27 protein-coding genes are annotated in these 23,825 nt (G+C 46.6%); 8 read left to right on the top strand and 19 right to left on the bottom strand.

What is annotated here, in order from left to right; genetic code table 11:
- From R2S67_RS21290 to fkpA, 9 genes are all read right to left on the bottom strand, one after another.
- Positions 1-148: GTP-binding protein (locus tag R2S67_RS21290; RefSeq protein WP_238382785.1), on the bottom strand; the 148-nt coding region annotated here is incomplete at its 3' end.
- A gap of 153 nt (positions 149-301) precedes the next feature.
- The gene (gene fusA / locus R2S67_RS21285; protein ID WP_005397643.1) at positions 302-2,401 is read right to left on the bottom strand and encodes an elongation factor G; all 2,100 of its coding nucleotides are present in this window, start codon (positions 2,399-2,401) and stop codon (positions 302-304) included.
- A 75-nt stretch (positions 2,402-2,476) separates the two neighbouring features.
- Entirely contained in the window at positions 2,477-2,947 is a 471-nt protein-coding gene (gene rpsG / locus R2S67_RS21280; RefSeq protein WP_005382796.1) for a 30S ribosomal protein S7, read from the bottom strand.
- Between the two features lie 101 nt (positions 2,948-3,048).
- Positions 3,049-3,423 carry a 30S ribosomal protein S12 gene (rpsL, locus tag R2S67_RS21275; protein WP_004399892.1) on the bottom strand — a complete coding sequence of 125 codons (375 nt, stop codon included), beginning with the start codon at positions 3,421-3,423 and terminating at the stop codon, positions 3,049-3,051.
- Between the two features lie 177 nt (positions 3,424-3,600).
- On the bottom strand, positions 3,601-3,876 hold the full coding sequence (tusB, locus tag R2S67_RS21270) for a sulfurtransferase complex subunit TusB (protein WP_041852883.1): 276 nt from the start codon (positions 3,874-3,876) through the stop codon (positions 3,601-3,603).
- A gap of 7 nt (positions 3,877-3,883) precedes the next feature.
- A complete protein-coding gene (gene tusC, locus R2S67_RS21265) occupies positions 3,884-4,240 on the bottom strand; it encodes a sulfurtransferase complex subunit TusC (protein WP_005397648.1) in 357 nt (118 codons plus the stop codon).
- Positions 4,237-4,632, bottom strand: a complete 396-nt coding sequence (gene tusD / locus R2S67_RS21260) for a sulfurtransferase complex subunit TusD (RefSeq protein WP_046874531.1) — start codon at positions 4,630-4,632, stop codon at positions 4,237-4,239. The genes tusC and tusD overlap by 4 nt, the downstream gene beginning before the upstream one ends.
- Complete coding sequence (locus tag R2S67_RS21255; protein ID WP_031780643.1) at positions 4,629-5,351, bottom strand: transcriptional regulator; 723 nt, start codon at positions 5,349-5,351, stop codon at positions 4,629-4,631. The genes tusD and R2S67_RS21255 overlap by 4 nt, the downstream gene beginning before the upstream one ends.
- A gap of 143 nt (positions 5,352-5,494) precedes the next feature.
- Entirely contained in the window at positions 5,495-6,277 is a 783-nt protein-coding gene (gene fkpA, locus R2S67_RS21250) for an FKBP-type peptidyl-prolyl cis-trans isomerase (protein ID WP_005397659.1), read from the bottom strand.
- 128 nt (positions 6,278-6,405) lie between these two features.
- Here fkpA and R2S67_RS21245 point away from each other — a divergent pair, with 128 nt between their 5' ends.
- On the top strand, positions 6,406-7,392 hold the full coding sequence (locus tag R2S67_RS21245) for a hypothetical protein (RefSeq protein WP_317346989.1): 987 nt from the start codon (positions 6,406-6,408) through the stop codon (positions 7,390-7,392).
- Positions 7,389-7,616, top strand: coding sequence for a SlyX family protein (locus R2S67_RS21240; RefSeq protein WP_005438375.1), 228 nt, complete (start codon positions 7,389-7,391; stop codon positions 7,614-7,616). Before R2S67_RS21245 ends, R2S67_RS21240 begins: the two co-directional genes overlap by 4 nt.
- 84 nt (positions 7,617-7,700) lie before the next feature.
- Here the strand turns inward: R2S67_RS21240 and R2S67_RS21235 are convergent, their stop codons facing one another.
- The 5 genes from R2S67_RS21235 to kefG form a co-directional block, all read right to left on the bottom strand.
- Positions 7,701-8,642: an isoaspartyl peptidase/L-asparaginase family protein gene (locus tag R2S67_RS21235; RefSeq protein WP_041853012.1), complete on the bottom strand. Its 942-nt coding sequence runs from the start codon at positions 8,640-8,642 to the stop codon at positions 7,701-7,703.
- Between the two features lie 130 nt (positions 8,643-8,772).
- The gene (slyD, locus tag R2S67_RS21230; RefSeq protein WP_005397664.1) at positions 8,773-9,309 is read right to left on the bottom strand and encodes a peptidylprolyl isomerase; all 537 of its coding nucleotides are present in this window, start codon (positions 9,307-9,309) and stop codon (positions 8,773-8,775) included.
- A gap of 92 nt (positions 9,310-9,401) precedes the next feature.
- Positions 9,402-9,602, bottom strand: a complete 201-nt coding sequence (locus R2S67_RS21225) for a YheV family putative zinc ribbon protein (RefSeq protein ID WP_005381449.1) — start codon at positions 9,600-9,602, stop codon at positions 9,402-9,404.
- A gap of 33 nt (positions 9,603-9,635) precedes the next feature.
- Positions 9,636-11,432, bottom strand: coding sequence for a glutathione-regulated potassium-efflux system protein KefB (gene kefB / locus R2S67_RS21220; RefSeq protein WP_114324008.1), 1,797 nt, complete (start codon positions 11,430-11,432; stop codon positions 9,636-9,638).
- The gene (gene kefG, locus R2S67_RS21215) at positions 11,416-12,009 is read right to left on the bottom strand and encodes a glutathione-regulated potassium-efflux system ancillary protein KefG (protein WP_317346974.1); all 594 of its coding nucleotides are present in this window, start codon (positions 12,007-12,009) and stop codon (positions 11,416-11,418) included. Before kefG ends, kefB begins: the two co-directional genes overlap by 17 nt.
- Before the next feature lie 209 nt (positions 12,010-12,218).
- On the opposite strand from kefG, the gene R2S67_RS21210 reads away from it, so the two are divergent.
- From R2S67_RS21210 to crp, 6 genes are all read left to right on the top strand, one after another.
- Positions 12,219-14,138: an ABC transporter ATP-binding protein gene (locus R2S67_RS21210; protein ID WP_114324009.1), complete on the top strand. Its 1,920-nt coding sequence runs from the start codon at positions 12,219-12,221 to the stop codon at positions 14,136-14,138.
- Positions 14,135-14,623, top strand: coding sequence for a TIGR02444 family protein (locus tag R2S67_RS21205; RefSeq protein ID WP_005397673.1), 489 nt, complete (start codon positions 14,135-14,137; stop codon positions 14,621-14,623). Before R2S67_RS21210 ends, R2S67_RS21205 begins: the two co-directional genes overlap by 4 nt.
- 87 nt (positions 14,624-14,710) lie before the next feature.
- Entirely contained in the window at positions 14,711-15,718 is a 1,008-nt protein-coding gene (locus R2S67_RS21200) for a hydrolase (RefSeq protein ID WP_046874535.1), read from the top strand.
- A gap of 33 nt (positions 15,719-15,751) precedes the next feature.
- Positions 15,752-15,964, top strand: coding sequence for a YheU family protein (locus tag R2S67_RS21195; protein ID WP_005397677.1), 213 nt, complete (start codon positions 15,752-15,754; stop codon positions 15,962-15,964).
- 124 nt (positions 15,965-16,088) lie between these two features.
- A complete protein-coding gene (locus R2S67_RS21190) occupies positions 16,089-16,958 on the top strand; it encodes a phosphoribulokinase (RefSeq protein WP_005397679.1) in 870 nt (289 codons plus the stop codon).
- Between the two features lie 240 nt (positions 16,959-17,198).
- Positions 17,199-17,831, top strand: coding sequence for a cAMP-activated global transcriptional regulator CRP (gene crp / locus R2S67_RS21185; protein ID WP_005381432.1), 633 nt, complete (start codon positions 17,199-17,201; stop codon positions 17,829-17,831).
- Positions 17,832-17,976: 145 nt separating this feature from the next.
- On the opposite strand, the gene R2S67_RS21180 is transcribed toward crp, so the two are convergent.
- The 5 genes from R2S67_RS21180 to R2S67_RS21160 form a co-directional block, all read right to left on the bottom strand.
- Positions 17,977-18,768: a DUF1338 domain-containing protein gene (locus R2S67_RS21180; RefSeq protein WP_005397681.1), complete on the bottom strand. Its 792-nt coding sequence runs from the start codon at positions 18,766-18,768 to the stop codon at positions 17,977-17,979.
- A 249-nt stretch (positions 18,769-19,017) separates the two neighbouring features.
- On the bottom strand, positions 19,018-20,475 hold the full coding sequence (gene astD, locus R2S67_RS21175) for a succinylglutamate-semialdehyde dehydrogenase (RefSeq protein WP_005397684.1): 1,458 nt from the start codon (positions 20,473-20,475) through the stop codon (positions 19,018-19,020).
- Positions 20,476-20,503: 28 nt separating this feature from the next.
- Positions 20,504-21,523, bottom strand: coding sequence for an arginine N-succinyltransferase (astA, locus tag R2S67_RS21170; RefSeq protein WP_085344615.1), 1,020 nt, complete (start codon positions 21,521-21,523; stop codon positions 20,504-20,506).
- A 109-nt stretch (positions 21,524-21,632) separates the two neighbouring features.
- A complete protein-coding gene (locus R2S67_RS21165) occupies positions 21,633-22,844 on the bottom strand; it encodes an aspartate aminotransferase family protein (RefSeq protein WP_005397689.1) in 1,212 nt (403 codons plus the stop codon).
- Between the two features lie 361 nt (positions 22,845-23,205).
- Positions 23,206-23,793: an aminodeoxychorismate/anthranilate synthase component II gene (locus R2S67_RS21160; RefSeq protein WP_134648354.1), complete on the bottom strand. Its 588-nt coding sequence runs from the start codon at positions 23,791-23,793 to the stop codon at positions 23,206-23,208.
- Between the last annotated feature and the right edge of the window lie 32 nt (positions 23,794-23,825).

Genomic DNA, 23,825 nt, shown 5'->3' with positions numbered 1-23,825 from the left:
TAGATGCGAAGTCTTTAGCTACACCGCCGTAAACTTTAGCAAGAGTAGTACAGATAGCTGCAGTTAGAGTTGTTTTACCGTGGTCAACGTGGCCGATAGTACCAACGTTAACGTGCGGTTTCGTACGTTCAAATTTTTCTTTAGACACGATCGTGTTCCTTCCTAGTTATGATTCGTCGTGATCATTATTGATCGACGACGCGCCAGAAATTGTTATTTTATGCGCCAACGCCCGTTAGCGCAATATTTGGACGCCCTGATCTCGCAAAAAGTCGTAAACTTTTTGTAGTTCAATCGTCAATTAGTAACCACGCTCTGCAATAATTTTATCTGCGAAGTTTTTCGGCACTTCAGCGTACTCGTGAAACTCCATAGAGTAAGACGCACGGCCTTGAGTTGCAGAACGTAGATCAGTTGCGTAACCGAACATTTCAGATAGTGGTACTTGAGCACGGATGATCTTAAGACCAGCCACACCTTCGTCCATGCCTTCAATGATACCGCGACGACGGTTTAGGTCACCAACAACGTCACCCATCCAGTCTTCCGGAGTGGTTACTTCGACATTCATCATTGGTTCTAGAATCACAGGTTGTGCTTCTAGTGCACCTTTCTTGAATGCCATCGAGCCAGCGATCTTAAACGCCATCTCGCTTGAGTCTACATCGTGGTAAGAACCATCAAATAGTGTAGCTTTAATATCTAGTACAGGGTAACCCGCTAGAACACCACTATTCATTTGTTCCTCGATACCTTTCGATACCGAACTGATGTATTCCTTAGGAATCACACCACCCACGATTTCGTCTACGAATACGAAACCTTCGCCAGGTTCAGAAGGCTCAAGTTTGACCCACACATGACCGTATTGACCACGACCACCTGATTGACGAACAAACTTACCTTCAACTTCCGCTTTACCACGAATGGTTTCACGGTAAGCAACCTGAGGTTTACCAACGTTACAATCAACGCTGAATTCACGCTTCATACGATCAACGATAATGTCTAGGTGAAGTTCACCCATACCTGAGATCAGAGTCTGACCTGATTCGTCGTCCGTTTCCACGCGGAATGATGGATCTTCCGCAGCCAGTTTACCTAGCGCGATAGCCATTTTCTCTTGGTCTGCCTTAGAACGAGGTTCTACAGCAATCTGAATAACTGGTTCAGGGAACTCCATGCGCTCTAGAATCACTTTGTGGTTCTGATCACACAGTGTGTCACCTGTTGTTACGTCTTTCAGACCGATAGCAGCAGCGATATCACCAGCGCGAACTTCTTTCACTTCTTCACGCTTATTCGCATGCATCTGAACGATACGACCGAAACGCTCTTTCTTCTCTTTTACAGAGTTGTAAACAGCGTCGCCGGAGTTTACTACACCAGAGTAAACACGCATGAACGTTAGCGTACCCACGAATGGGTCAGTCGCGATCTTAAATGCTAGCGCAGAGAATGGTTCGTTGTCGTCAGCGTGACGCTCAACTTCATTTTCTCTTTCGTCAACACCTTTAATTGCAGGTACGTCAACTGGCGATGGCAAGAACTCGATCACAGCATCTAGTACCGCTTGAACACCTTTGTTCTTAAACGCACTACCACAAGTGGCCAGTACGATTTCGTTGTTTAGTGTACGAGTACGTAGAGCTTGTTTGAGCTCAGCTTCAGTCAATTCACCTTCTTCAAGGTACTTGTCCATCAGCTCTTCGCTAGCTTCAGCAGCGGATTCAACCATGTGGTTGCGCCACTCTTCAGCAAGTTCGATCATGTCAGCTGGGATGTCTTCGTAAGTAAACGAAGTGCCTTGATCGGCTTCATTCCAGTTGATCATCTTCATCTTGATAAGGTCGATGACACCTCTGAACTCATCTTCTGCACCAACGTTCAGTTGGATTGGAACAGGGTTCGCACCAAGACGATTTTTAATTTGGTCCACAACGCGTAGGAAGTCTGCGCCCGCACGGTCCATCTTGTTTACAAATACCAAACGTGGAACGTGGTATTTGTCTGCTTGACGCCATACAGTTTCAGACTGAGGTTCAACACCAGATGAGCCACAGAACACAACCACAGCACCATCAAGTACACGAAGAGAACGCTCTACTTCGATAGTAAAGTCAACGTGTCCAGGGGTATCAATGATGTTTACGCGATGCTCAGGGAACTGTGCTTCCATACCACGCCAGAATGTAGTAGTCGCAGCGGATGTGATAGTGATACCACGTTCCTGCTCCTGCTCCATCCAGTCCATGGTTGCAGCACCATCGTGAACTTCGCCGATTTTGTGAGAAAGGCCAGTGTAGAACAGAATACGCTCAGTTGTGGTTGTTTTTCCTGCATCTACGTGAGCACAGATACCGATATTACGGTAGCGCTCAATAGGAGTTTTACGAGCCACGATTGTATCCTCTTACTAAGGTGTACCTTAGAGTATAGAAAAGTGCTGCGAGAGAACCTCGCAGCACAGAAGGTATTACCAGCGGTAATGAGCGAACGCTTTGTTTGCGTCAGCCATGCGGTGAACGTCTTCACGTTTCTTAACCGCAGTACCTTTGTTCTCAGACGCGTCTAGCATTTCAGCTGCTAGGCGTTGAGCCATAGATTTTTCACCACGCTTGCGCGCAGCTTCAACCAACCAACGCATAGCAAGTGCGTTACGGCGAACCGGACGTACTTCTACAGGTACTTGGTAAGTTGAACCACCAACACGGCGAGATTTAACCTCTACCGCAGGGCGTACGTTTTCAAGAGCTTCTTCAAAAATAGCTAAGTGGTCTTTACCAGACTTTTCAGCCATAGCATCTAGTGCAGTGTAAACGATTTTCTCTGCAGTAGATTTTTTACCGTCAACCATTAGGATGTTAACGAATTTTGCCAGCAATTCAGATTTGAATTTTGGATCTGGAAGGATCTTACGCTGACCAATGACGCGACGACGTGGCATGGATTTATCTCCGTTGTCTTCTTCAGGTTTTATCCAAAACTTTTCAGTTTTTTCAAAAAATTAAAAATAATTTAGTGTTTGGCCTTACTTAACGGAATCCATTAAGACTTAGGACGCTTCACACCGTACTTAGAACGACCTTGTTTACGGTCGTTAACGCCAGCACAGTCAAGTGCACCGCGAACAGTGTGGTAACGTACACCCGGAAGGTCTTTTACACGACCGCCACGGATTAGTACAACACTGTGCTCTTGAAGGTTGTGACCTTCACCGCCGATGTACGATGTAACTTCGAAGCCGTTTGTCAGACGTACACGACAAACTTTACGAAGTGCTGAGTTAGGTTTTTTAGGTGTAGTAGTGTAAACACGAGTACATACACCACGTTTTTGTGGGCACGCTTCTAGTGCAGGCACGTTGCTTTTAACAACTTGCTTTGCACGAGGCTTACGTACCAACTGGTTAATAGTTGCCATTAACTAGCTCCTGATTTACTTGAAAGTAAGCTTTGTGAAAAATCTATCCCCAACTACCATTGCAGTTAGGGACGCAAAATTCTATGCAGCAGTGAGAGGTGTGTCAAGAAATATACGGATCTTTTTTGTTCAATTAGGACAATTCATCCGTAAAGCTTTAGCGACAGTAAATCACGTTCAATCCCAAGTAAGCGATTTATCCTGTTTAACTGTGAGCTCAACGAAGCCTGAGTAATTCACGATCGTCAGTGATGGACTGATACGATTCGCAATACCGCGAGCGTGAATATCGCTCTCTAGCACAAATACACTGCGGTTTTTTAGGTGGGAGAACGCTTTATGCTGCGAGTTAGCAGCGTACACGGCATCTTCTATAAGTAAGATGTCATCCTGTGCACTGCATAAGGGCATGGCGTCTTCTAGAGCGGAGACCGTTTTTATAATATGTAGCATAACTTCCTCAGAACGACAGTAGCTTGCCAGCGTGTTGCAACTTATCTTTGAGCTGCTCTGAGCTTAACGCTTGAGCTTCAATGACTAAGTCCGCTTGAGCCAAACCTCGCTGAGCTAATGACTCTGAGCACACAAAGACTTGTTCGATATCGTATAAATCGAAAAGCTTCAGCATCGGCGCATAATCTTTGCTCAAGATCTTACTCGGTTCTTGTCCTAGTAGAAGCTGGTAAACCCCATCTCCCATGAAAATGACGCTGATATCTTCACAGTAAGCCGACGCGGCTAACAGTGCATCCACACCTTCACGACCAGCCGCACTGCCATGCGGTGCGCTACGAAATAGATAAGTTAGCTGACTCAAAACTGTACCACTCTGTCTTGGGTTAACATCGCTTCGGCTAAGCTACCTAAGCCGGCTTGCTCAAAACCTTCCGCTAGATTGCTCTGGACCAAACCATGTTGATTCGCTTCTTCTTCACTTACGATCCCACGACGCAAAGCCGCAGCAACACAAGTTTCTAGACGAACACCATGCTCTTTTGCCAAAGATTGCCATGCCTTATTGAGATCAAATTCGTCGTTGGCAGGCACACTCAAAGCAGTACCATTGGTCACGCCCTCTTGATAAAAGAAAACGCTCACTAACTGATGGCCTTGCTCAATCACCGCCTTGGCGAACTGATAAGCACTGCGCGCTGACTGGCTACCGTAAACAGGACCATTCACCACCAACGTGTAAGTCAGTTTACTCACTTTTCATCGTCCTCGGTTTTACGTTGACGAATGTATAAGTAGACGGTGTGTTTTGAAATGTTAAGACGATCTGCAACGCGGTTGATGGCATCTTTAATATCGAAGATGCCTTTGTCGTACAATTCCATCACGATTTGGCGATTCTTGGTGTTGTTCGATACGGATTTATCCGCATTGATCTCTTCGATGGTGCGTTCAACAGTTTGGTCCACCAGCTCTTCTACGTCACTAGCAAAGTTAACCGAGGAAGCCGCTTCTTTTGCTTCTTGCGTTGGCATGAAAGATTGAAGGACTTGCGAGAAGGGCGCGTCCAAGTTGACGTTGATACACAACAAACCAATCACGCGATTTTCACCATTACGAATGGCAACAGTGATCGACTTCATCAACACGCCACCTTTTGCACGGGTAAAGTACGAACGTGAGAAGTTGCGCTCCGAGCCTTCGATGTCTTTTAGCATTTTAAGCGCTAAATCAGTGATCGGTGAGCCGACTTGGCGACCCGTGTTTTCACCATTAGCGATTTTAATTGCAGAGGTATTTAAGTCTTCTAGCGAGTGAAGAACGATTTCACAAAAGGGACCTATCAGGCTGGCGATACCATCAACGACCGCCTCATAAGATCTTAAAATGATTTTGTCGTGCTCGGTAAACGGCATCACGTTAACGGATTCCATTTCGAGCAACATCTCCGCGTTTATTGTTTCTGTAGTTGTCATAAGCCTTCGAGCGAAAAATCAACAAATTGGTGTAAGTTTATCAGAAAATTTGAAAATCAACCTAGCAAACTCACCAACTAGTGACCTAGAACAAAAAAGGCCCGTTAAACGGACCTTTTTCAATAACTTATCGCGGCTTATTGTTATTGCTCTGCGTTGTCGTTCTCGACTTTTAGCAGCTCAACTTCAAATACTAGCGTTGAGTTAGCAGGAATGCTTGGTGTGTCTTGATCACCGTATGCTAGCTCTGGCGGGATAACGAATTTGAATTTAGAACCCACAGGCATTAGCTGAACACCTTCTGTCCAACCTGGGATTACACGGTTAAGTGGGAATGTTGCAGGTTCACCACGATCGTAAGAGCTATCAAATTGCGTACCATCGATTAGCGTACCTTTGTAGTGTACTTGAACCGTATCAGTGTCTTTTGGCTTCTCACCTTCAGCAGGAGTAATAACTTGGTATAGAAGACCTGTATCTGTCTTCACTACGCCTTCTTGCTTCTCGAACTCAGCACGGAAATCATCGCCAGCTTTTTTTGCTTCAGCGGCTTTCTCAGCCGCTTGTGCTTGCATCTTTTCAGCAACACGCTTATCTAGAGATTCTAGTGCTGCACGTGTTTCTTCTTCATTCAATTCAGCATTGCCTTTGAAAACGTCTTCGATACCTTTTAGTACCAAGTCTTTGTTAAGATTAATGCCGATTTCGCTTGGCTTGTCGATGCTTGTGCTTAGGTAATTAGCAAATGAAACACCGATTGCGTATGCCGCTTTATCGTCGTCGGTTTTAAAGTGAACCGCTTTACCGGTTTCTGCTTGAACTTGTTCTGCTTGAGGTGCGGCTTCTGTTTTAGTTTCTTCTTTCTGACAACCTACCGCTAGCATAACTGTTGCAGCAAGTAGCGACACTTTTAAAACTGATTTCATTAAATTCTCCCAATAATGGCTTTGCCATTGGTTGTTGTGCACAAATCTTCTATGAGACTAGTGAAGACAATCGTTATACCAATATACTAGCTATATGTCTTAAGACACAAACCGGATTATTAGATGTGATGCAAAGAATTTCTCATTTATTCCTATATTTAATTGTCATCACCACGTTAAATGGTTGCTTTTTCGCCGAGCGTGAAGTGCACCGTTGGCCGATAGAGCCTCAGGGTGCGACGAGCTTCGCACTTAGCAGAGATGGACGATTTGCTCTGCTCTATTCTCAGCAACACCATTTGATGTTGTGGGACCTAGAGCAAAATGAACAACTAGCCAACCTGGGTGAGCTCGATGCCGATGCCAACGTGGTATCCCATATTCGTATCTCAGACAATGGTCGCTATGCAGTCACAGCAAGCCAAATGAACTTCGCAGTTTGGGACTTAGGTTGGACGCAATCCGAAGGCCTTTGGTCTATTTCTGATGCGCTCATTCGCGACGTTGATATCACCAGTAACGGTGAGCAAGTTCTGCTCGGGTTATCCAACGGTAAAGCAATTTACGTCAACTTAGTCACCGGACGTCGCTTGGAGTTCCTTGCTCATCGTGAAAAAGTCAATTCCGTCGCCATTTCTCCTAATGGCCGATTCGCACTGACTGGTGGTAATGACTACAAAGCGTATTTGTGGGACACCGAAACCGGACAAGTGCTGCGGACCTTCGAACATGAACAACGGGTTGTTCGTGTTGCCCTGCAACGAGATGGCAAGTTAGCAATGACATCCGATGGCGGAAACCAAGCGGTAATTTGGGATTTAAAAACTGGACAAGAGGTCGCACAGTTGAGCAGTTGGTCGCGCCAATTGATCTTCTCTACTGCGCGGTTTTCTGATGACGGAACTCAGTTAGTGACAGGAACGCCTTCTGGCCGCGTTTCAATATGGGATACTCAAACCGGAAAACGGATTGATGGATTTGAGGTTGAGCCAAAAAAAGACACTCGCCCTCCCCGTGCGGTCGTGTATGATGCAGCCTTTGATTCAAAACAACGCGTAATTACTGCTACTTCAGCAGGTATTGCCCAAGCTTGGCAGTTAGAGAACGGATCATGACAGAAAAACTTATTCAGCAATTGGAAGCTCGCATTAATGACTTAGAATGTCAGCTTGCGTTCCAAGAACAGACTATTGAAGATCTGAACGGCGCCTTATCGCAGCAGCAACTGCAAATTACCAAGATGCTCGATCAGATGAAATATGTGGTAGGTAAAGTAAAAAATATGGACTCGTCGAATTTAGCCGATCCGTCAGAAGAAACCCCACCACCGCATTATTAAAATGCAGGCTCAAATAGCACAAAGCCCAGAACRYGTTCTGGGCTTTGTTGTATTGATTACTTAAGAAGGTTGCTCAAGAGGAGGCTATTCGTCAGCGTAGATTTTGACGCTCAACTCGCCTTGAGTGTTGATGCCAGCTCGGTACATACCAGAGCTGTTCATCGCAAAGTGCAGCTCACCTTGCGCGTCAATTGCGATTAAACCGCCTTCGCCGCCCATCTCTTTCAGTTCCCCCTGAATAATATGCTCACAAGCAGTATGAACATCTTCTTGTAAATAACGCATCCGCGCGGCGACGTCTTCTGCGACACGTTTACGGATAAAAAACTCACCGACACCCGTAGTCGAAACCGCGACGACGCCATTTTCGGCCACCGTGCCGCAGCCTATCAAAGCCGAATCCCCAACTCGATTGTATTGCTTATTCGTTACGCCACCCGTGCTGGTTGCAGCGGCTAAGTTGCCTTGTTGGTCCAACGCTACGGCTCCGACGGTGCCATGTTTACGATCATCTGGGTAGCGAGATTCCGACAAAGCAAACAGCCCTTTCTCACGCATAGACAGCAACTGCTCATAACGGCGATCAGTAAAGAAGTAATCCTGTTCGGTATACTCATGGCCTTGTTCAAAAGCAAACTTCTCTGCGCCCTCACCCACCAACAACACGTGATTGCTGTTTCGCATTACGTCACGAGCGAGCTCAATTGGATTCTTGATATGACGAACACCAGCGACCGCGCCTGCGGCTTGGTTTCGACCATCCATGACAGAGGCATCCATTTCTACCATTTCGTTGTTGGTCAGCACCGAGCCTTTACCCGCATTAAAGTTAGGCGAGTCTTCCAATACTTTTACTGCAGCAACAACCGCATCCAAAGCGTCGCCGCCTTTCTCTAGAATTTGATAGCCAGCTTTTACCGACGCTTCCAAATCAGCCAAGATGGATTGCTGAAGTTCATTGCTCATCTGTTCACGTAAAATGGTGCCTGCGCCACCATGAATCGCAATCGAGAAAGGTTTCGTCATCGCTTTTCCCATAAGTTGTTCTTTTCTTCTATGCACTACACCTTAGATAAACAAAAAGCGCAAGTTGAAACCTCAACTTGCGCTTTGCAAAGCTTTACTAGATAAGACTATCTAGTGAAGGAGCTTGTGATTAGTGAGAACCACAGCTACCGCCGCCACAGCAGCCTTCATCGTCGTGATCATGGTCATGACCACAACCACCAGCTTGATGGATATGACCGTGTTCGATCTCTTCTGCTGTTGCTTCACGTGTAGACATAACTTCTACTTCGAAAGTTAGTGTTTGACCAGCTAGCATATGGTTACCGTCAACAACCACTTCGTTGCCATCAACTTCTGTTACTTCTACAGGGATTGGACCTTGGTCAGTGTCAGCCAGGAAGCGCATGCCCACTTCGATTTGGTCAACGCCTTGGAATACGTCCGCAGGAACGCGTTGTACTAGCGCATCGTTGTGCTCACCGTAAGCTTCTTCAGGAGCTACCGTTACTGAGAACTTGTCGCCAGCCACTTTACCTTCAAGCTCTTTTTCAAGACCAGTGATTAGGTTGTTGTGACCGTGAAGGTAATCTAGAGGCGCTTCTGCTGTTGATTGATCAACAACGACACCGTCTTCCATCATTACTTTGTATGCAAGGCTTGCAACAACGTTCTTTTCAATTTTCATACTAACTCCAGGGAGATTAATTGACTTAACCTGAATGGGGTTAAGTACTGAGATATCTGGGTGTATTATGGGGATCAATTATCGAAGTTCAATTATTCCGGCTTAAAAATTCCGATCATTTCCTGATCTGAGTGTTTATTTTTCTCTACAGATTGCGGTTTACGCTGCTCAGTAAACTCACACTCGACACACTCAACTAACTCGATATTATTTTCAATCCACCAGCGCAGGGTATCTTGCTGGCTGCAATTTGGGCAGCTAGCGCCGGCAATAAAACGTTTCTTGATTTTCACGCTATTTCCTTAGCTTGAGTCTTGGCTCAAGTACTACTTCCAATGATTAGGTGACTGATGGTCGCTCTCCATCTCACGACCAAAAATTTCTTCTAGCTCTTTGCGTGCCTCTTTCGCTCTCTGAGCCAATTTCTTATCTTCATTGTGCTGAGGCAATAAGTCCTTAAGCATAGCATTATCTAACTTACGAAAATGTGCTTCTGCCCGCTTTGCTTGATATGGGTGCATACCAAGTTCTACGAGCGCTTGGCGACCGAGATCCAATGCCCCTAAAAATGTTTCACGAGAGTAATTCTCGACACCGTGGCTCATTAACTGATACGCCTCGACACGGCTTCTTGCTCGGGCTAGCAACTTAAGTTTCGGGAAGTGCACGCGGCAGATATCAACGATGGCCATCACCTCATCAGGTGAATCGGTACAAATGACCAATGCTTCTGCTTTATCTGCGCCAGCAGCCCGCAAAAGATCAATTTGGGTAGCATCACCATAAAACACTTTGTAACCATACTTGCGCAGTAGGTGGATTTGGCTGGCATCACTTTCTAATACCGTCACTTTGATTTTATTGGCATACATTAAACGTCCGACGATCTGACCGAAACGTCCAAAGCCTGCAATGATAACGCGTGGCCGGCGATCCACTACTTTCGTGGTCATGCCCTCTTCTTCTTGATTCAGGGTATGAGCAAACCATTTTTTTTGTCCCATCAGCAAAAGTGGTGTCGTCACCATGGATAAACTGACCACCACCAACAAAAACGCTACTTGCTCTTTGGATAAAATGCCCTCTTGGCTCGCTGCGGTAAATATGACAAAGGCAAACTCACCACCTTGGCTTAAAATCGCGGCCATACGGCTTCTCGCTTTGGCTCCGACACGGGCAGCTCTCGCCAATGCATACAAAACCAAGCCCTTAACCACCACCAAAGCCACCACCGCGCCCAGAATCTCTAAAGGGTGTAATGCCAATAACCCCAAATTTACCGCCATACCAACCGCGATGAAGAACAACCCCAACAACAAACCTTTAAACGGCTCGATAGCGATTTCCAATTCATGCCGATATTCACTCTCGGCCAGCAGAACGCCGGCTAAGAAAGTCCCTAGAGCCATAGAAAGCCCGAGCTTTTGCATGACGACAGAAATCCCAAGCACGACCAACAATGCGGCGACGGTAAAGAGCTCACGAACGCCGCTCATCACAACAAAACGAAATAGTGGACGCAATAAGAAATGACCACCAATCAACAGGGCCACCACACTGCCTAATACCGTGAAGACATCCACCCAACTACCGCCACTCTGCCCGCCAGCAAGCAAGGGCAACATTGCCAACATTGGGATCACTGCAATATCTTGAAAGAGCAATACCGCAAAACCAGACTGACCCGTTTCGGTGCCATTGAGCCCTTGCTCTTCAATCACTTTTAGAGCAATTGCCGTTGAGGACAGCGCCAACCCCATCCCAATCACCAAACTCACTTGCATGCTTACGCCGAACATACTGACGACACTGCCTAGCACGGCGGTCGTCACCACCACCTGCGCGCCGCCTAAACCTAGAATCGGTCCTCGCATTTGCCACAGTTTTTTAGGATTTAGTTCAAGGCCGATCAAGAACAGTAACAACACGACCCCAAGTTCAGCAAAGTGCAAAATAGCATCAACATCACTGATTAAGCCAAGACCCCAAGGGCCAATCAACACACCGGCAAGTAAATAACCTAAAACCGAGCCAAGTCCGAGACGCTGAGCAATCGGTACCGCAATAACCGCAGCCGAGAGAAAGACCACGCTACTTTGAAGAAACTCACTGGTTATCGCCATACTGACCTCCTTGGTCTGTTGCTTCCCAGTTTTCAAGTGGGTTGTTCAACCACCGACGATACAATTCGGCGTGCTCATACCGCTCAATATCCGAGACATTACGCGACCAATACAACACCAAAGGTTCAATCCAGTGCATTTGACACAAGGCGGCCGTCAGTTCAAACGGTTGTAAGATTTGCTCTAATGGATATTTGTTGTACCCCTTCGCGCTAAAGGCCTCTTCTTTCCCCCCCGTTGTAATCACACTGCGCCAGTATTTTCCCTCCAGCGCCGAACCTCCGCCAAAAGCAAAACCTTTGCCCAGCACTCGGTCCAACCACTCTTTTAACAGGGCTGGGCATGAATACATATAAAGCGGGTGATGAAACACGATCACATCATGCATGAGCAACAACTCATGTTCATAATTCACATCAATAAAGAAGTCAGGGTAAACACCGTAAAGATCGTGCACAGTGACGTGCTCAAGCGACTGAGCTTTTTTAATCATCACTTGATTAGCAATCGAGTTATGTGGCTCTGGATGAGCATAAATGACCAGAACTCTTGGGAGAATAGACGGTGCAACAGCCAAATGGTCGTCCTTGTGGTTATTTTTATCCGTTATCAAATTGTTATACTTTTTTGTACAGCATAATGCAATTAAAGCGAATCAATCGACTTTTCCGGCCAATACCCCTACTATTCACCGCAAGATATATACCCAAGTGGCTTTAAAAACGATTGAAACCACTTCGCGATGTAACCAAGCAACGCGCACTGCGCAAAGTGAATGAAAACTTTATGATTACCTTCTCTGATATTCAGTTACTGCGTGGCGGTAAACCTCTTTTAGAACAAGCTTCAGCGACTATCCATCCTGGCGATAAAGTCGGTCTTGTGGGCAAAAACGGCTGCGGTAAATCAACGCTATTTGCATTGCTGAAAGATGAACTGTCGATTGATGCAGGCTCATTTAGCCAACCTCAACATTGGGAGTTGGCCTGGGTCGCACAGGAAACGCCTGCGCTAGAGCGCACTGCACTGGAATACGTCATCGATGGTGATCGCGAGTACCGAGCGCTCGAAAAGCAGTTGGCTGAAGCGGAAGCACAAGACAACGGCACCTTGGTTGCCGAGATCCACGGTAAAATTGAAACCATCGGCGGTTATAGCATTCGCGCTCGCGCGGCAGAATTGCTCGACGGTTTAGGTTTCAGCCAAGAGCAAATGAGTTGGAGTTTGACTCAATTCTCAGGTGGTTGGCGTATGCGCCTTAACTTAGCTCAAGCGCTATTGTGCCGTTCTGACTTATTGCTACTCGATGAGCCAACCAACCACTTGGACTTAGACGCGGTGATGTGGCTTGAACGTTGGCTACAAAACTACCCAGGCACACTGATCCTGATCTCGCACGACCGTGACTTCCTTGACCCCATTGTTGGCCGTATTATTCACATCGAAAACCAACAATTGAACGAATACACGGGTAACTATTCGTCGTTCGAAAACCAACGAGCGCAAAAAATGGTGCTGCAGCAAGCGATGTTCGAGAAGCAACAGAAACAGATGTCGCACATGCAAAGCTACATCGACCGTTTCCGTTATAAAGCTTCTAAAGCACGCCAGGCTCAAAGCCGTATTAAAGCTTTGGAGCGCATGGAGAAAGTGTTACCCGCTCAATTCGATAACCCATTTAGCTTCCAATTCCGTGAGCCCGCGGCGCTGCCAAACCCAATCATGATGATGGATGAAGTATCGGCAGGCTACGGTGACAACCTGATCTTAGAGAAGATCCGCTTGAACTTGGTTCCTGGCAGTCGCATTGGTCTGCTCGGCCGTAATGGCGCGGGTAAATCGACCTTAATCAAATTACTCTCTGGTGAGCTTAACGCGCAAGGTGGCGATCTGACTTACTCACAAGGCGTAAAAATAGGTTACTTTGCTCAGCATCAATTAGAAACGCTGCACCCAGAGGAAACGCCGCTGCAACACATGATGCAGATCGCGCCGGATCAAACCGAACAACAGCTACGTGATTACCTGGGCAGCTTTGGCTTCCAAGGCGACAAAGCACTGGAGAAAGTCGCGCCGTTTTCGGGTGGTGAAAAAGCCCGTTTAGTGCTGGCCTTAATTGTGTGGCAAAAGCCAAACCTGTTGCTACTTGATGAACCAACCAACCACTTGGATTTGGACATGCGTCAGGCATTGACGATGGCCCTGCAAACGTTCGAAGGTGCAATGGTGATTGTTTCGCACGACCGTTACCTATTGCGTGCTACAACCGATGACTTGTACTTGGTGCACGATCGTCAAGTTGCGCCGTTCGATGGTGACTTAAACGACTACTACAAGTGGTTAACCGAGCAACAAAGAGCGGAACGCAAAGAAGCACAAGCCGCACAGCCAGCCAAAGATAGCGCCAACAGCGCGGCAGCGAAAAAAGAGCAGAAACGTCGCGATGCAGAATTTCGTAAGCAGACGGCGCCAATTCGCAAAACGCTGACACAATTAGAAAATAAAATGGATAAGTTAGGTGCTGCACTGGCCGAAGCTGAAGAACAATTGGCAGATAACTCACTGTATGAAGCCGAAAATAAAGCTAAACTTAACCAAGTGCTGGCTCTTCAAGCTTCTAGTAAGGCAGAGCTCGAAGAAATTGAAATGGAATGGATGTCTGCTCAGGAAGAACTGGAGCAGATGGAGCTAGAGTTTAATCAATGAGTAATCAACACGCTGAATACACACTCACCCTAGAACACCTTTGGCAGTTCAGTCTGCAATTTTATGGTGTGCGAGAAGTGAAAGAAGCGTGTTTATCATTACAGAACAATTATCACGGCAACGTGAACCTACTCCTGCTGCTCAGATGGCTCGATGAGCAGCAACTCATTTTCCAAGAAAAAGACTGGCCTCTGGTACAAAGCTGTCTGGGCCGAAGCGAAACCTTACTGCACTCTTTTCGCGACTTACGTCGCCATCTTAAGTCTCAAGTCAATGACGCTTTATATCGTGAAACCTTGCAGTTTGAGCTGCAACTAGAAAAGCAACAACAAGCGGATTTGGTGAACTGCATTAACTCGCTCACGCTGGTCAAAAATGATGGCGCCCCACTCACGCTGAGATACTGTCGTCAACTTGGTGGTGAGCATTTGCAACAGGCCTTTGCTATTCCGGTGCCAAACATTCACCCACCAAAACGCCCATAAATCTGTAGAATACCTATAATCTTTATAAAGGATTATATTAATAAGTTCTTCAACTGACACCGAAGAACCGCATAAGAGCAGTTAGGTATGACACAATTTTTCGCAGCAGCCGGGATCAAAAACCCGCATCTTCAAACGCTTTTACCGCGTTTTATTCGCAAAAAAGCGTTGTTTACGCCGATTTGGCAAACCCTCGATACATCCGATGGCGATTTTCTCGATCTCGCATGGAGCGAGGACCCAACCCAAGAACCTGCGCAAAAAAAGCCGATTTTTGTTTTATTTCATGGACTAGAAGGCTGCTTCTATAGCCCTTACGCCAATGGCCTAATGAATGCATTTGCTCAATCCGGATGGCTGTCGGTGATGATGCATTTCCGCGGTTGTAGCGGTAAGCCAAACAAGAAAGCTCGCGCCTATCATTCTGGTGAAGTGACTGACGCCCGCCACTTCTTAGAGCACCTTGAGCAACGCTTTCCTGATAACCCCAAAGTTGCGGTTGGTATTTCTCTTGGCGGTAACATGTTGGCGAATTATTTAGCCCAATACAAAGACCACCCCATTTTGAATGCGGCGACCATTATCTCAGCGCCTTTAGACCTAGCAGCGTGTGCAAACCGTATTGAACAAGGCTTTTCGAAAGTGTATCGCCGTTACCTACTCTCTTCACTCAAACGCAACGCGTTGCAAAAACATCACTTGTTGCATGGCGAGCTCGCTTTGTCCTACAACTCAATAAAACGTGTCACACGATTGTATGAATTCGATGATTTGATCACGGCACCACTGCACGGTTTTAAAGACGCACAAGATTATTACGATCAATGTTCTGGCTTAAGTAAATTACAACAGATCACGCTACCGACACTGATCATTCACGCCAAAGACGATCCATTCATGACCGACGATGTGATCCCGAAATTTGTTCTGCCAGATAATATTGATTACCGTCTCTTTGAGCACGGTGGGCATGTTGGTTTCCTTACAGGTTCAGCGCTCAAGCCGAAATTTTGGTTGGAAGAAGCGCTGCCAGCGTATTACGAAAGTATTGCCGCAGATTACCTTTCTGCTGTATCCAAGCAGCGAAAGCAGTAAACTAGCCGCTCATCATAAAAGTTCGAGGTATTTATGATCATTCCATGGCAAGACATTGCGCCAGAAACATTGGAAAACTTAATTCGTGAATTCGTCTTACGTGAAGGCACGGATTACGGAACCGTCGAGGTTTCTTTGCAAGACAAAGTGGATCAAGTAAAAACTCAATTAGAAAAAGGCGAAGCGGTTATCGTATTCTCTGAACTGCACGAAACCGTCGATATTCAGGTAAAAACAAAATTTTAGACCCTTCACATTTTACCGTACCCCACTCAATGACAAGGCATTGTTACGTGCTATAGTGGGTTATCGACCGTGCAGTAGCAGCCTACTGCACATTACAGGTAAGTAATTTTCGACAAGGTTTGTCATGTCAGCTAAACACCCAATTATTGCGGTTACTGGTTCATCCGGTGCCGGCACGACCACTACATCTGAAGCCTTCCGTAAGATGTTCAATATGATGAACGTTAAACCCGCATGGGTTGAAGGCGACAGCTTCCATCGCTTTACTCGCCCTGAAATGGATATAGAAATCCGTAAAGCGCGCGAGCAAGGTCGACACATTAGCTACTTTGGCCCTCAAGCTAATGACTTTCCAGGATTGGAAGAGTTTTTCCGTAAATATGGTCACGATGGCGCAGGCAGCGTACGTCGCTACCTACACACCTTTGACGAGGCCGTACCTTATAATCAAATGCCTGGTACCTTCACACCGTGGCAAGACTTACCGGAGAACAGTGACGTTCTCTTCTATGAAGGCTTGCACGGCGGTGTTGTGGATGGCGATGTTAATGTCGCGCAGCATGTGGATTTCTTGATTGGTATGGTACCAATCGTAAACTTAGAGTGGATCCAAAAGTTTGTGCGTGATACTCGTGACCGCGGTCATTCACGAGAAGCAGTAATGGATTCTATCGTGCGCTCGATGGACGATTATCTTAACTACATCACGCCACAATTTTCTCGCACTCATATTAACTTTCAGCGCGTCCCAACGGTCGATACCTCCAACCCACTTAACGCGAAAGGTATCCCAAGCCTGGATGAGAGCTTTGTCGTGATTCGCTTGCGTGGGATAAAGAAAGTCGACTTCCCATATCTCCTGGCTATGATTGATGGCTCATTCATGTCACGCCACAACACGATTGTCGTGCCAGGCGGTAAGATGAGCTTTGCAATGGAGCTCATAGTTCGGCCTATCCTACAACAGCTCATCGAAACAGGGAAAATTGGCTAAAAACCTGCCTGCGAAGATGTTTACTTTTCATACCGTGATCATGTGCACAGTTTTGCTTACAAAATCTCAATCATGGCACGATTAAAATCAAGAAATCGTTTTCGAAAAAGGATACTATTTCTTACCGAAACACAAGAGAGCTTGCAGCATATAAAAAGTGCTCTTATTCTAGTAGGCCTAATTCAGGCTTAGCTAAAATATGGATAGCGCAAGCGTACCCTGCAGAGGAAGTGAGATATTATGGTTCTAGGTAAACCTCAAACCGACCCAACATTAGAGTGGTTTCTTTCACACTGTCATATTCATAAGTACCCTTCAAAGAGCACGCTAATTCACGCGGGCGAAAAGGCAGAAACTTTGTACTACATCGTTAAAGGTTCTGTTGCGGTTCTTATCAAAGACGAAGAAGGTAAGGAGATGATCCTTTCTTACCTAAACCAAGGAGACTTTATTGGTGAACTTGGTCTATTCGAGGAAGACCAAGAGCGCACAGCTTGGGTTCGTGCTAAATCTCCTTGTGAAGTTGCTGAAATTTCTTTCAAGAAATTCCGTCAGCTTATCCAAGTAAACCCAGACATCCTAATGCGCCTTTCTGCGCAGATGGCTCGTCGTCTTCAAGTAACTAGCCAAAAAGTGGGTGACCTGGCGTTCCTAGACGTAACTGGTCGTATCGCTCAGACGCTTCTGAACCTTGCAAAACAACCAGACGCAATGACTCACCCAGACGGCATGCAAATCAAGATCACTCGTCAAGAAATCGGTCAAATCGTTGGCTGTTCTCGTGAGACAGTAGGTCGTATCTTGAAAATGTTAGAAGAGCAGAACTTAATCTCTGCGCACGGTAAAACTATCGTGGTTTACGGTACTCGTTAATCTCAAACCAGAGTGACGCGAACAAAATTATAAAAGCCACCAATGKCGMCATTGGTGGCTTTTTATTTGTCTTGTAACCACATTAAGCTCAGAGCAACAAAAGACTAATGAGCAAGTTGGTTAGCCGAAAGGTTCACCCTAAAAGTTAGCCATTCGTACTTTCAAAGATTTTGTCCGCTGAAGCCGCCACAAAACCTGGGTACAGCTCACCGTTTTCCATCGGGTAGCGCTTAGCAAACTCGTAAAAGCCACCAGGGATAATTTCAGTGCCTTCGCTAAAGCGAACCGCCACTTTATCCGCCATGGTCGATGATTGTTCTAGCAGCACCTCAGGAGTGCCCTTCACTTCCCCGCCGTTTTCATTAATGGTAAATCCGGCCGTACGTAAGTGATCGTTTACTTGCTTCACTTCTTCGTATTCATTGAGCTGGTTAACGCTCACCGTGAAGTGGTTTGCGCCGTAACCATGCGCAGCCAACCAAGATGCATACTCACTTTCTTTAGCCAACGTTTGGTAGTCAGCAAAGCTTAAATCCCACAAGCGTCCACCATGTAAGAATGCGCTATCGTTCAGCTTGCCTGCATCGACTTGTGCCACCAGCTTTTTCACAATCTCTTGCAGCTCAGGTGAACACTCCTCAACTTTTAGCTCACTAATAAAGACTTTAGGTTGCTTCGGATCAGGGTGCTCATAGTGTTTAGCAACCAGCTTTTTACTTTCGAAAACGTAGTCACCACATGCCTGATAGCCAATGGCTACAAATGGTTTAGCTAAGGTTTCGATACCAAGAGGCGCAATATTGAAGGTACGTAAAGCTATATGATCATTAATCAGAGGCTCATCTTCTTGAAGCAGCTGATGTACTTTCGCAGCAGAAGGGCAAAGACGTTGAATGTAATCTTGCCATAGCGATTCAAATAACACATCGGGCGTCATAACGACTCCTTGTTACGAGATGTAGAGTTAAAAGGTAAGCGGAAGTTGACTGCTCGTTCACAACGAAAAGTTGTCCAGAATAATGAACGAGCAGCCATCAACCTGTGACGGTAAATGCCAGTCAGTCAACACGCTTTTCCGAGTCTTTGCTCACTTTCCGTGTTCTGCCAACGATCACTACAACCCATACCTAAATGATTCGCCGGCAAGGTGAGCCGCAATACATGGTTGCGACTCTGTTATTAAAACTTATAGCGCCACACCTGGGCTTAATGTTGCAGGCAAGATAGTCTCTTGACCTTCCATTGATGCCATCGGGTACGCACAGTAGTCTGCTGCGTAATAAGCGCTTGGACGTAGGTTACCTGACGCACCAGGACCACCAAATGGCGCATCACCACTTGCACCAGTGAGCTGGCGGTTACGGTTCACGATCCCTGCACGAATATGGTCAACGAAGTATTCCCATTCTTGGTCGTCAGTTGAAACTAAACCAGCAGAGAGACCAAAGCGCGTGTCGTTCGCCAGTTCTACGGCTTTTTCTAGCCCTTCGTAACGCACCACTTGCAGAAGTGGACCGAAGTACTCTTCATCTGGTAGCTCAGCAATGTTCGTTACATCAATAATGCCCGGAGAAACAAACGCCGCCTCTCCTGCTTTAGCTTCAATCAAGCTTTCACCACCAAGTGATTGAAGGTTCGCTTGTGCATCGAGAATGAACTTGGCTGCGGCAACGGAGATTTGCGGCCCCATAAATGGCGCAGGCTCTGCAAATGGTTGGTCTACGCGAATATTCTTCGTCGCTTCAACCAGTTTCGTGATGAGCGCATCACCTTTCTCACCCAATGGCACGTACAAACGACGAGCACACGTACAACGTTGACCAGCACTGATAAACGCTGACTGGATGATGGTGTACACCGTGGCATCCAAATCACCGTATTTATCAGAGATCACCATCGGGTTATTACCACCCATTTCTAGTGCTAACATCTTGCCAGGTTGACCCGCAAATTGACGGTGCAATACATGCCCTGTGTTCGCGCTGCCCGTGAACAGTACGCCATCAATGCCTTTCGCATCAGCAAGCGCAATACCGGTTTCTTTCGCACCTTGGACAAGGTTGATCACGCCTTTCGGCAGACCTGCTTCTTCCCAAAGTTTCATAGCTAGCTCGCCAGTCCAAGGCGTTTGCTCGGATGGCTTGAACACAACGGTGTTACCCGCTAGTAACGCAGGCACAATGTGACCATTTGGTAGGTGACCAGGGAAGTTATATGGGCCAAATACCGCCATCACGCCCAGTGGACGATGACGCAACACAATTTGGTTGCCCGCCGCTTCACGGCTCGCTTCACCGGTGCGGTCATGGTAAGCACGAATAGAGATTGCAATTTTACCTGCCATTGCCGCTGCTTCAGTGCGCGTTTCCCAAATTGGCTTACCAGTTTCTTTGGCAATAACTTCGGCGATTTTCTCGCTGTTCTCTTTTACTTTCTCAGCAAAAGCCAACACGATCGCTTCACGCTCTGCAAATGGGCGTTTTTTCCAGTCAATAAACGCTTCACGCGCTGCAGATACCGCTTGATTCACCTGCTCTGCCGTTGCACCGTTGCCTTGCCAGATCACTTCTTGGTTGTAAGGCGACAGAGACGTAAATGCTTCACCCTGACCTTGTACCCATTCACCTGCAATCCAATGTGTCATTGTTTCTATCCTTAAATTCTGTCGTCTGTTACTGCGGAAGAAGGCGAACAAAATCCCCTTCCTCAACCAAAAGTGCATCCGCAACGTCTGGTGCGATCATGACGCTTTGTGTTTCAGGGTCATACGCCGCTTTGGTGACTGCTGCGCGGAAGTTTTCGAACGATGAGTTGCACATCAAGAAGTCTTGCGTACTGCTATGTTGTGCAATTTTCACTTGCGCACGGAACGAGTGACGTACCGATTCAATATTGCGTAAGTCACATTCAACGGTTGGACCCGCATCGAAAATATCCACGTAGCCACGGTTAGTGAAGCCTTCACGCTCAAGCAGCTTTAATGCTGGGCGAGTATTGTCATGCACTTGACCAATCACGGCTTGCGCTTCTGGACTCAACAGGTTGATGTAAATAGGCAGCTTCGGCATTAAGTCAGCAATAAAGCCTTTCTTGCCGATACCTGTGAGGTAATCCGCAAGCGTGAAATCGATGGAGAAGAAATGCTCTTGTAACCATTGCCAGAACGGCGAGTTGCCTTCGTCGTCTGAAACACCACGCATCTCCGCAAAGATCGTTTCAGAGAAACGCTCTGGGTGCTCAGCCATCATGAGGAAACGACACTTCGACATTAGACGACCATTCAGACCTTGGCGGAATTTCTCACGCAAGAACAAGGTACAAATTTCGCTGTTACCCGTGTAGTTATTACCAAAAGTAAGCAGTTTGACGACATTATTGACGCCAAGCTTTGGTGACGAGTGCACCACTTTACTAATGTGATACGAGTAAAATGGGACATCCCAGCCGATAGATGCTTCGATTCCGGTGGTACCCGCAACCTCACCCGTTTCAGAGTCAAAGCCGACCATCAGGTAGCCTTCATCACCTGGTTCTGCCACATCTGGCTTACCAAAGCTGTACTCTGAGTGTTTGATTCGATTGGTTAACAGTTCTTCGTTAACCGGTAGAGATGTAAATCCGTGACCAGACTCCACCGCACAAGTGTGCAGCGCGTCATAATCCGACATCGCGATAGGGCGAACTACTAGCATCAATACTCCCTCCAGATGCAAGAAGATCCTAACTATATTGTAGGAACAATTCCCCCATCAGAGATCCTTGACGGGGGTGTCTGCGTTGACGTTGAAACTGATATCGCGATTAAACTAAAGTCGCGATCGCTTTATCCAGTTTCGCCAAGCCTTCTTCAATTTCTTGTTGTGTGATAACGAGTGATGGTGTGAAACGTACGACATTGGCACCCGCAACCAATACCATTAGACCTTGTTTGCCTGCAGCGACGAGAACATCACGTGCGCGGCCTTGCCATTCTTCATTCAGTGCAGCGCCAAGCAATAGGCCTTGACCACGAACTTCTGAGAAGATGTTGTACTTCGCGTTGATCTTCTCTAGACCTTCGCGGAACATCGCTTCGCGTTCTAGCACACCAGCCAACACTTCAGGCTTAGTAACTTCGTTCACAACTGCTTCTGCTACAGCACACGCGAGTGGATTACCGCCGTATGTTGAACCGTGCGTACCGACTTTCATGTGCTCTGCTAATTTTGCAGTAGTCAGCATTGCACCGATTGGGAAACCGCCACCAAGTGATTTCGCGGTGCTTAGAATATCAGGTGTAATACCTAAACCTTGGTAAGCGTAGAAGTTACCTGTACGACCATTACCGGTTTGCACTTCATCGAAGATCAGTAGCGCGTTGTGTTTGTCACACAGCTCACGTACTGCTTGAGCAAACTCAGGCGTTGGTGGCACGATACCGCCTTCACCTTGTAGCGGCTCCATCATCACCGCACATGTGCGATCAGACATGTGTGCCTGTAGTGCTTCGATATCATTGTAAGGTAAGTGGGTAACGTCTCCAGGCTTAGGACCAAAACCGTCAGAGTAAGCCGCTTGACCACCAACCGTTACGGTAAAGAACGTACGACCGTGGAAGCCTTGTTTGAATGCAATGATTTCTGATTTCTCAGCGCCATGTACGTCAGCAGCGTAACGACGTGCCAGCTTAAGTGCCGCTTCGTTCGCTTCTGCGCCAGAGTTAGCAAAGAATACGCGCTCAGCAAAGCTCACTTCTGTTAGCTTTTTCGCCAGACGAAGTGCTGGTTCGTTCGTCATCACGTTACTTAAGTGCCACAGCTTGTTAGCTTGCTCTGTTAATGCGTTTACCATTACTGGATGACAATGGCCAAGACAGCTCACTGCAATACCACCAGCAAAGTCGATGTATTCATTACCTTCCTGATCCCAAACACGTGAACCTTCACCTTTAACAGGGATCATTTCCATCGGGTTATAGCAAGGTACCATTACCTCATCGAATAAACCGCGCTCTACTTTAATTTCCGTTGTCATTGCACATTCCTTCTTGATACCGCATGCGTAGCAGATAAGCGAATTTAACCGGCTCTCTTTGCCAGCAAATAATGTTTTGCATTTAAGCTATTGCGGCATTGTATTTACATTTAATTAACCATTTCAATAGTGATTTATTCTTTTCGTTCTCGAAAGCAACTTCCATTAATCACTGCTTATGACTATTTATGCATCAAGAAAGTAAAATAGAGAAGCGATTTTTTATAAATGTTATGTAATACAGGGGATAGAAGGTTTAAAAAGACATGAATAGACAAAGAGGCCAGAATGAACCGCATAGTTTTGCAATCCACTCACCTCGGCAAAAAGATGAATGATTTGTTAAGAAAAGTGATCGCGATCAGATCGCTTTACGTGCTAAAAAGTTCGCGAGCAACTCGTGACCTTGCTCTGTTTTGATCGATTCTGGGTGAAACTGCACTGCGTCAATTGGCAGAGTTTTATGTTGGTAACCCATGATTTCGTCCATACTTCCATCCGGCAGCTCAGTCCATGCGGTCAGTTCAAACACATCGGGTAACGTACCGTTTTTCACCACGAGAGAGTGATAACGGGTTACGGTGAGTGGGTTATTCAGGTTTTTAAACACACTGCCACCATTGTGACGAATAGGTGACGTTTTCCCATGCATCACTTGTCGAGCGCGCACGACTTCCCCACCAAACACTTGCGCTATCGCTTGATGACCAAGGCAAACACCCAATATTGGAAGCTTACCAGCGAAGTATTCGATAGCTTGTAGAGAGATACCTGCCTCGTTTGGCGTACACGGTCCAGGTGAGATCACTAAGTGAGTTGGGTTCAACGCTTCAATCCCTTGAATGTCGATTTCATCGTTACGCACGACTTTTACACTAGCGCCAAGCTCGCAAAAGTATTGGTAGAGGTTGTAAGTGAAAGAATCGTAGTTATCGATGATCAACAACATAGAGTGTCAGCTGCTCCAATCCGTTTAGGCAA

It is taken from the genome of Vibrio sp. T13N (assembly GCF_032970445.1).
GTDB classification, from domain to species: Bacteria; Pseudomonadota; Gammaproteobacteria; order Enterobacterales; family Vibrionaceae; genus Vibrio; species Vibrio diabolicus.
Note: the sequence above shows the minus strand (reverse complement) of the source record. Positions and strands in the feature narration are given on the sequence as shown.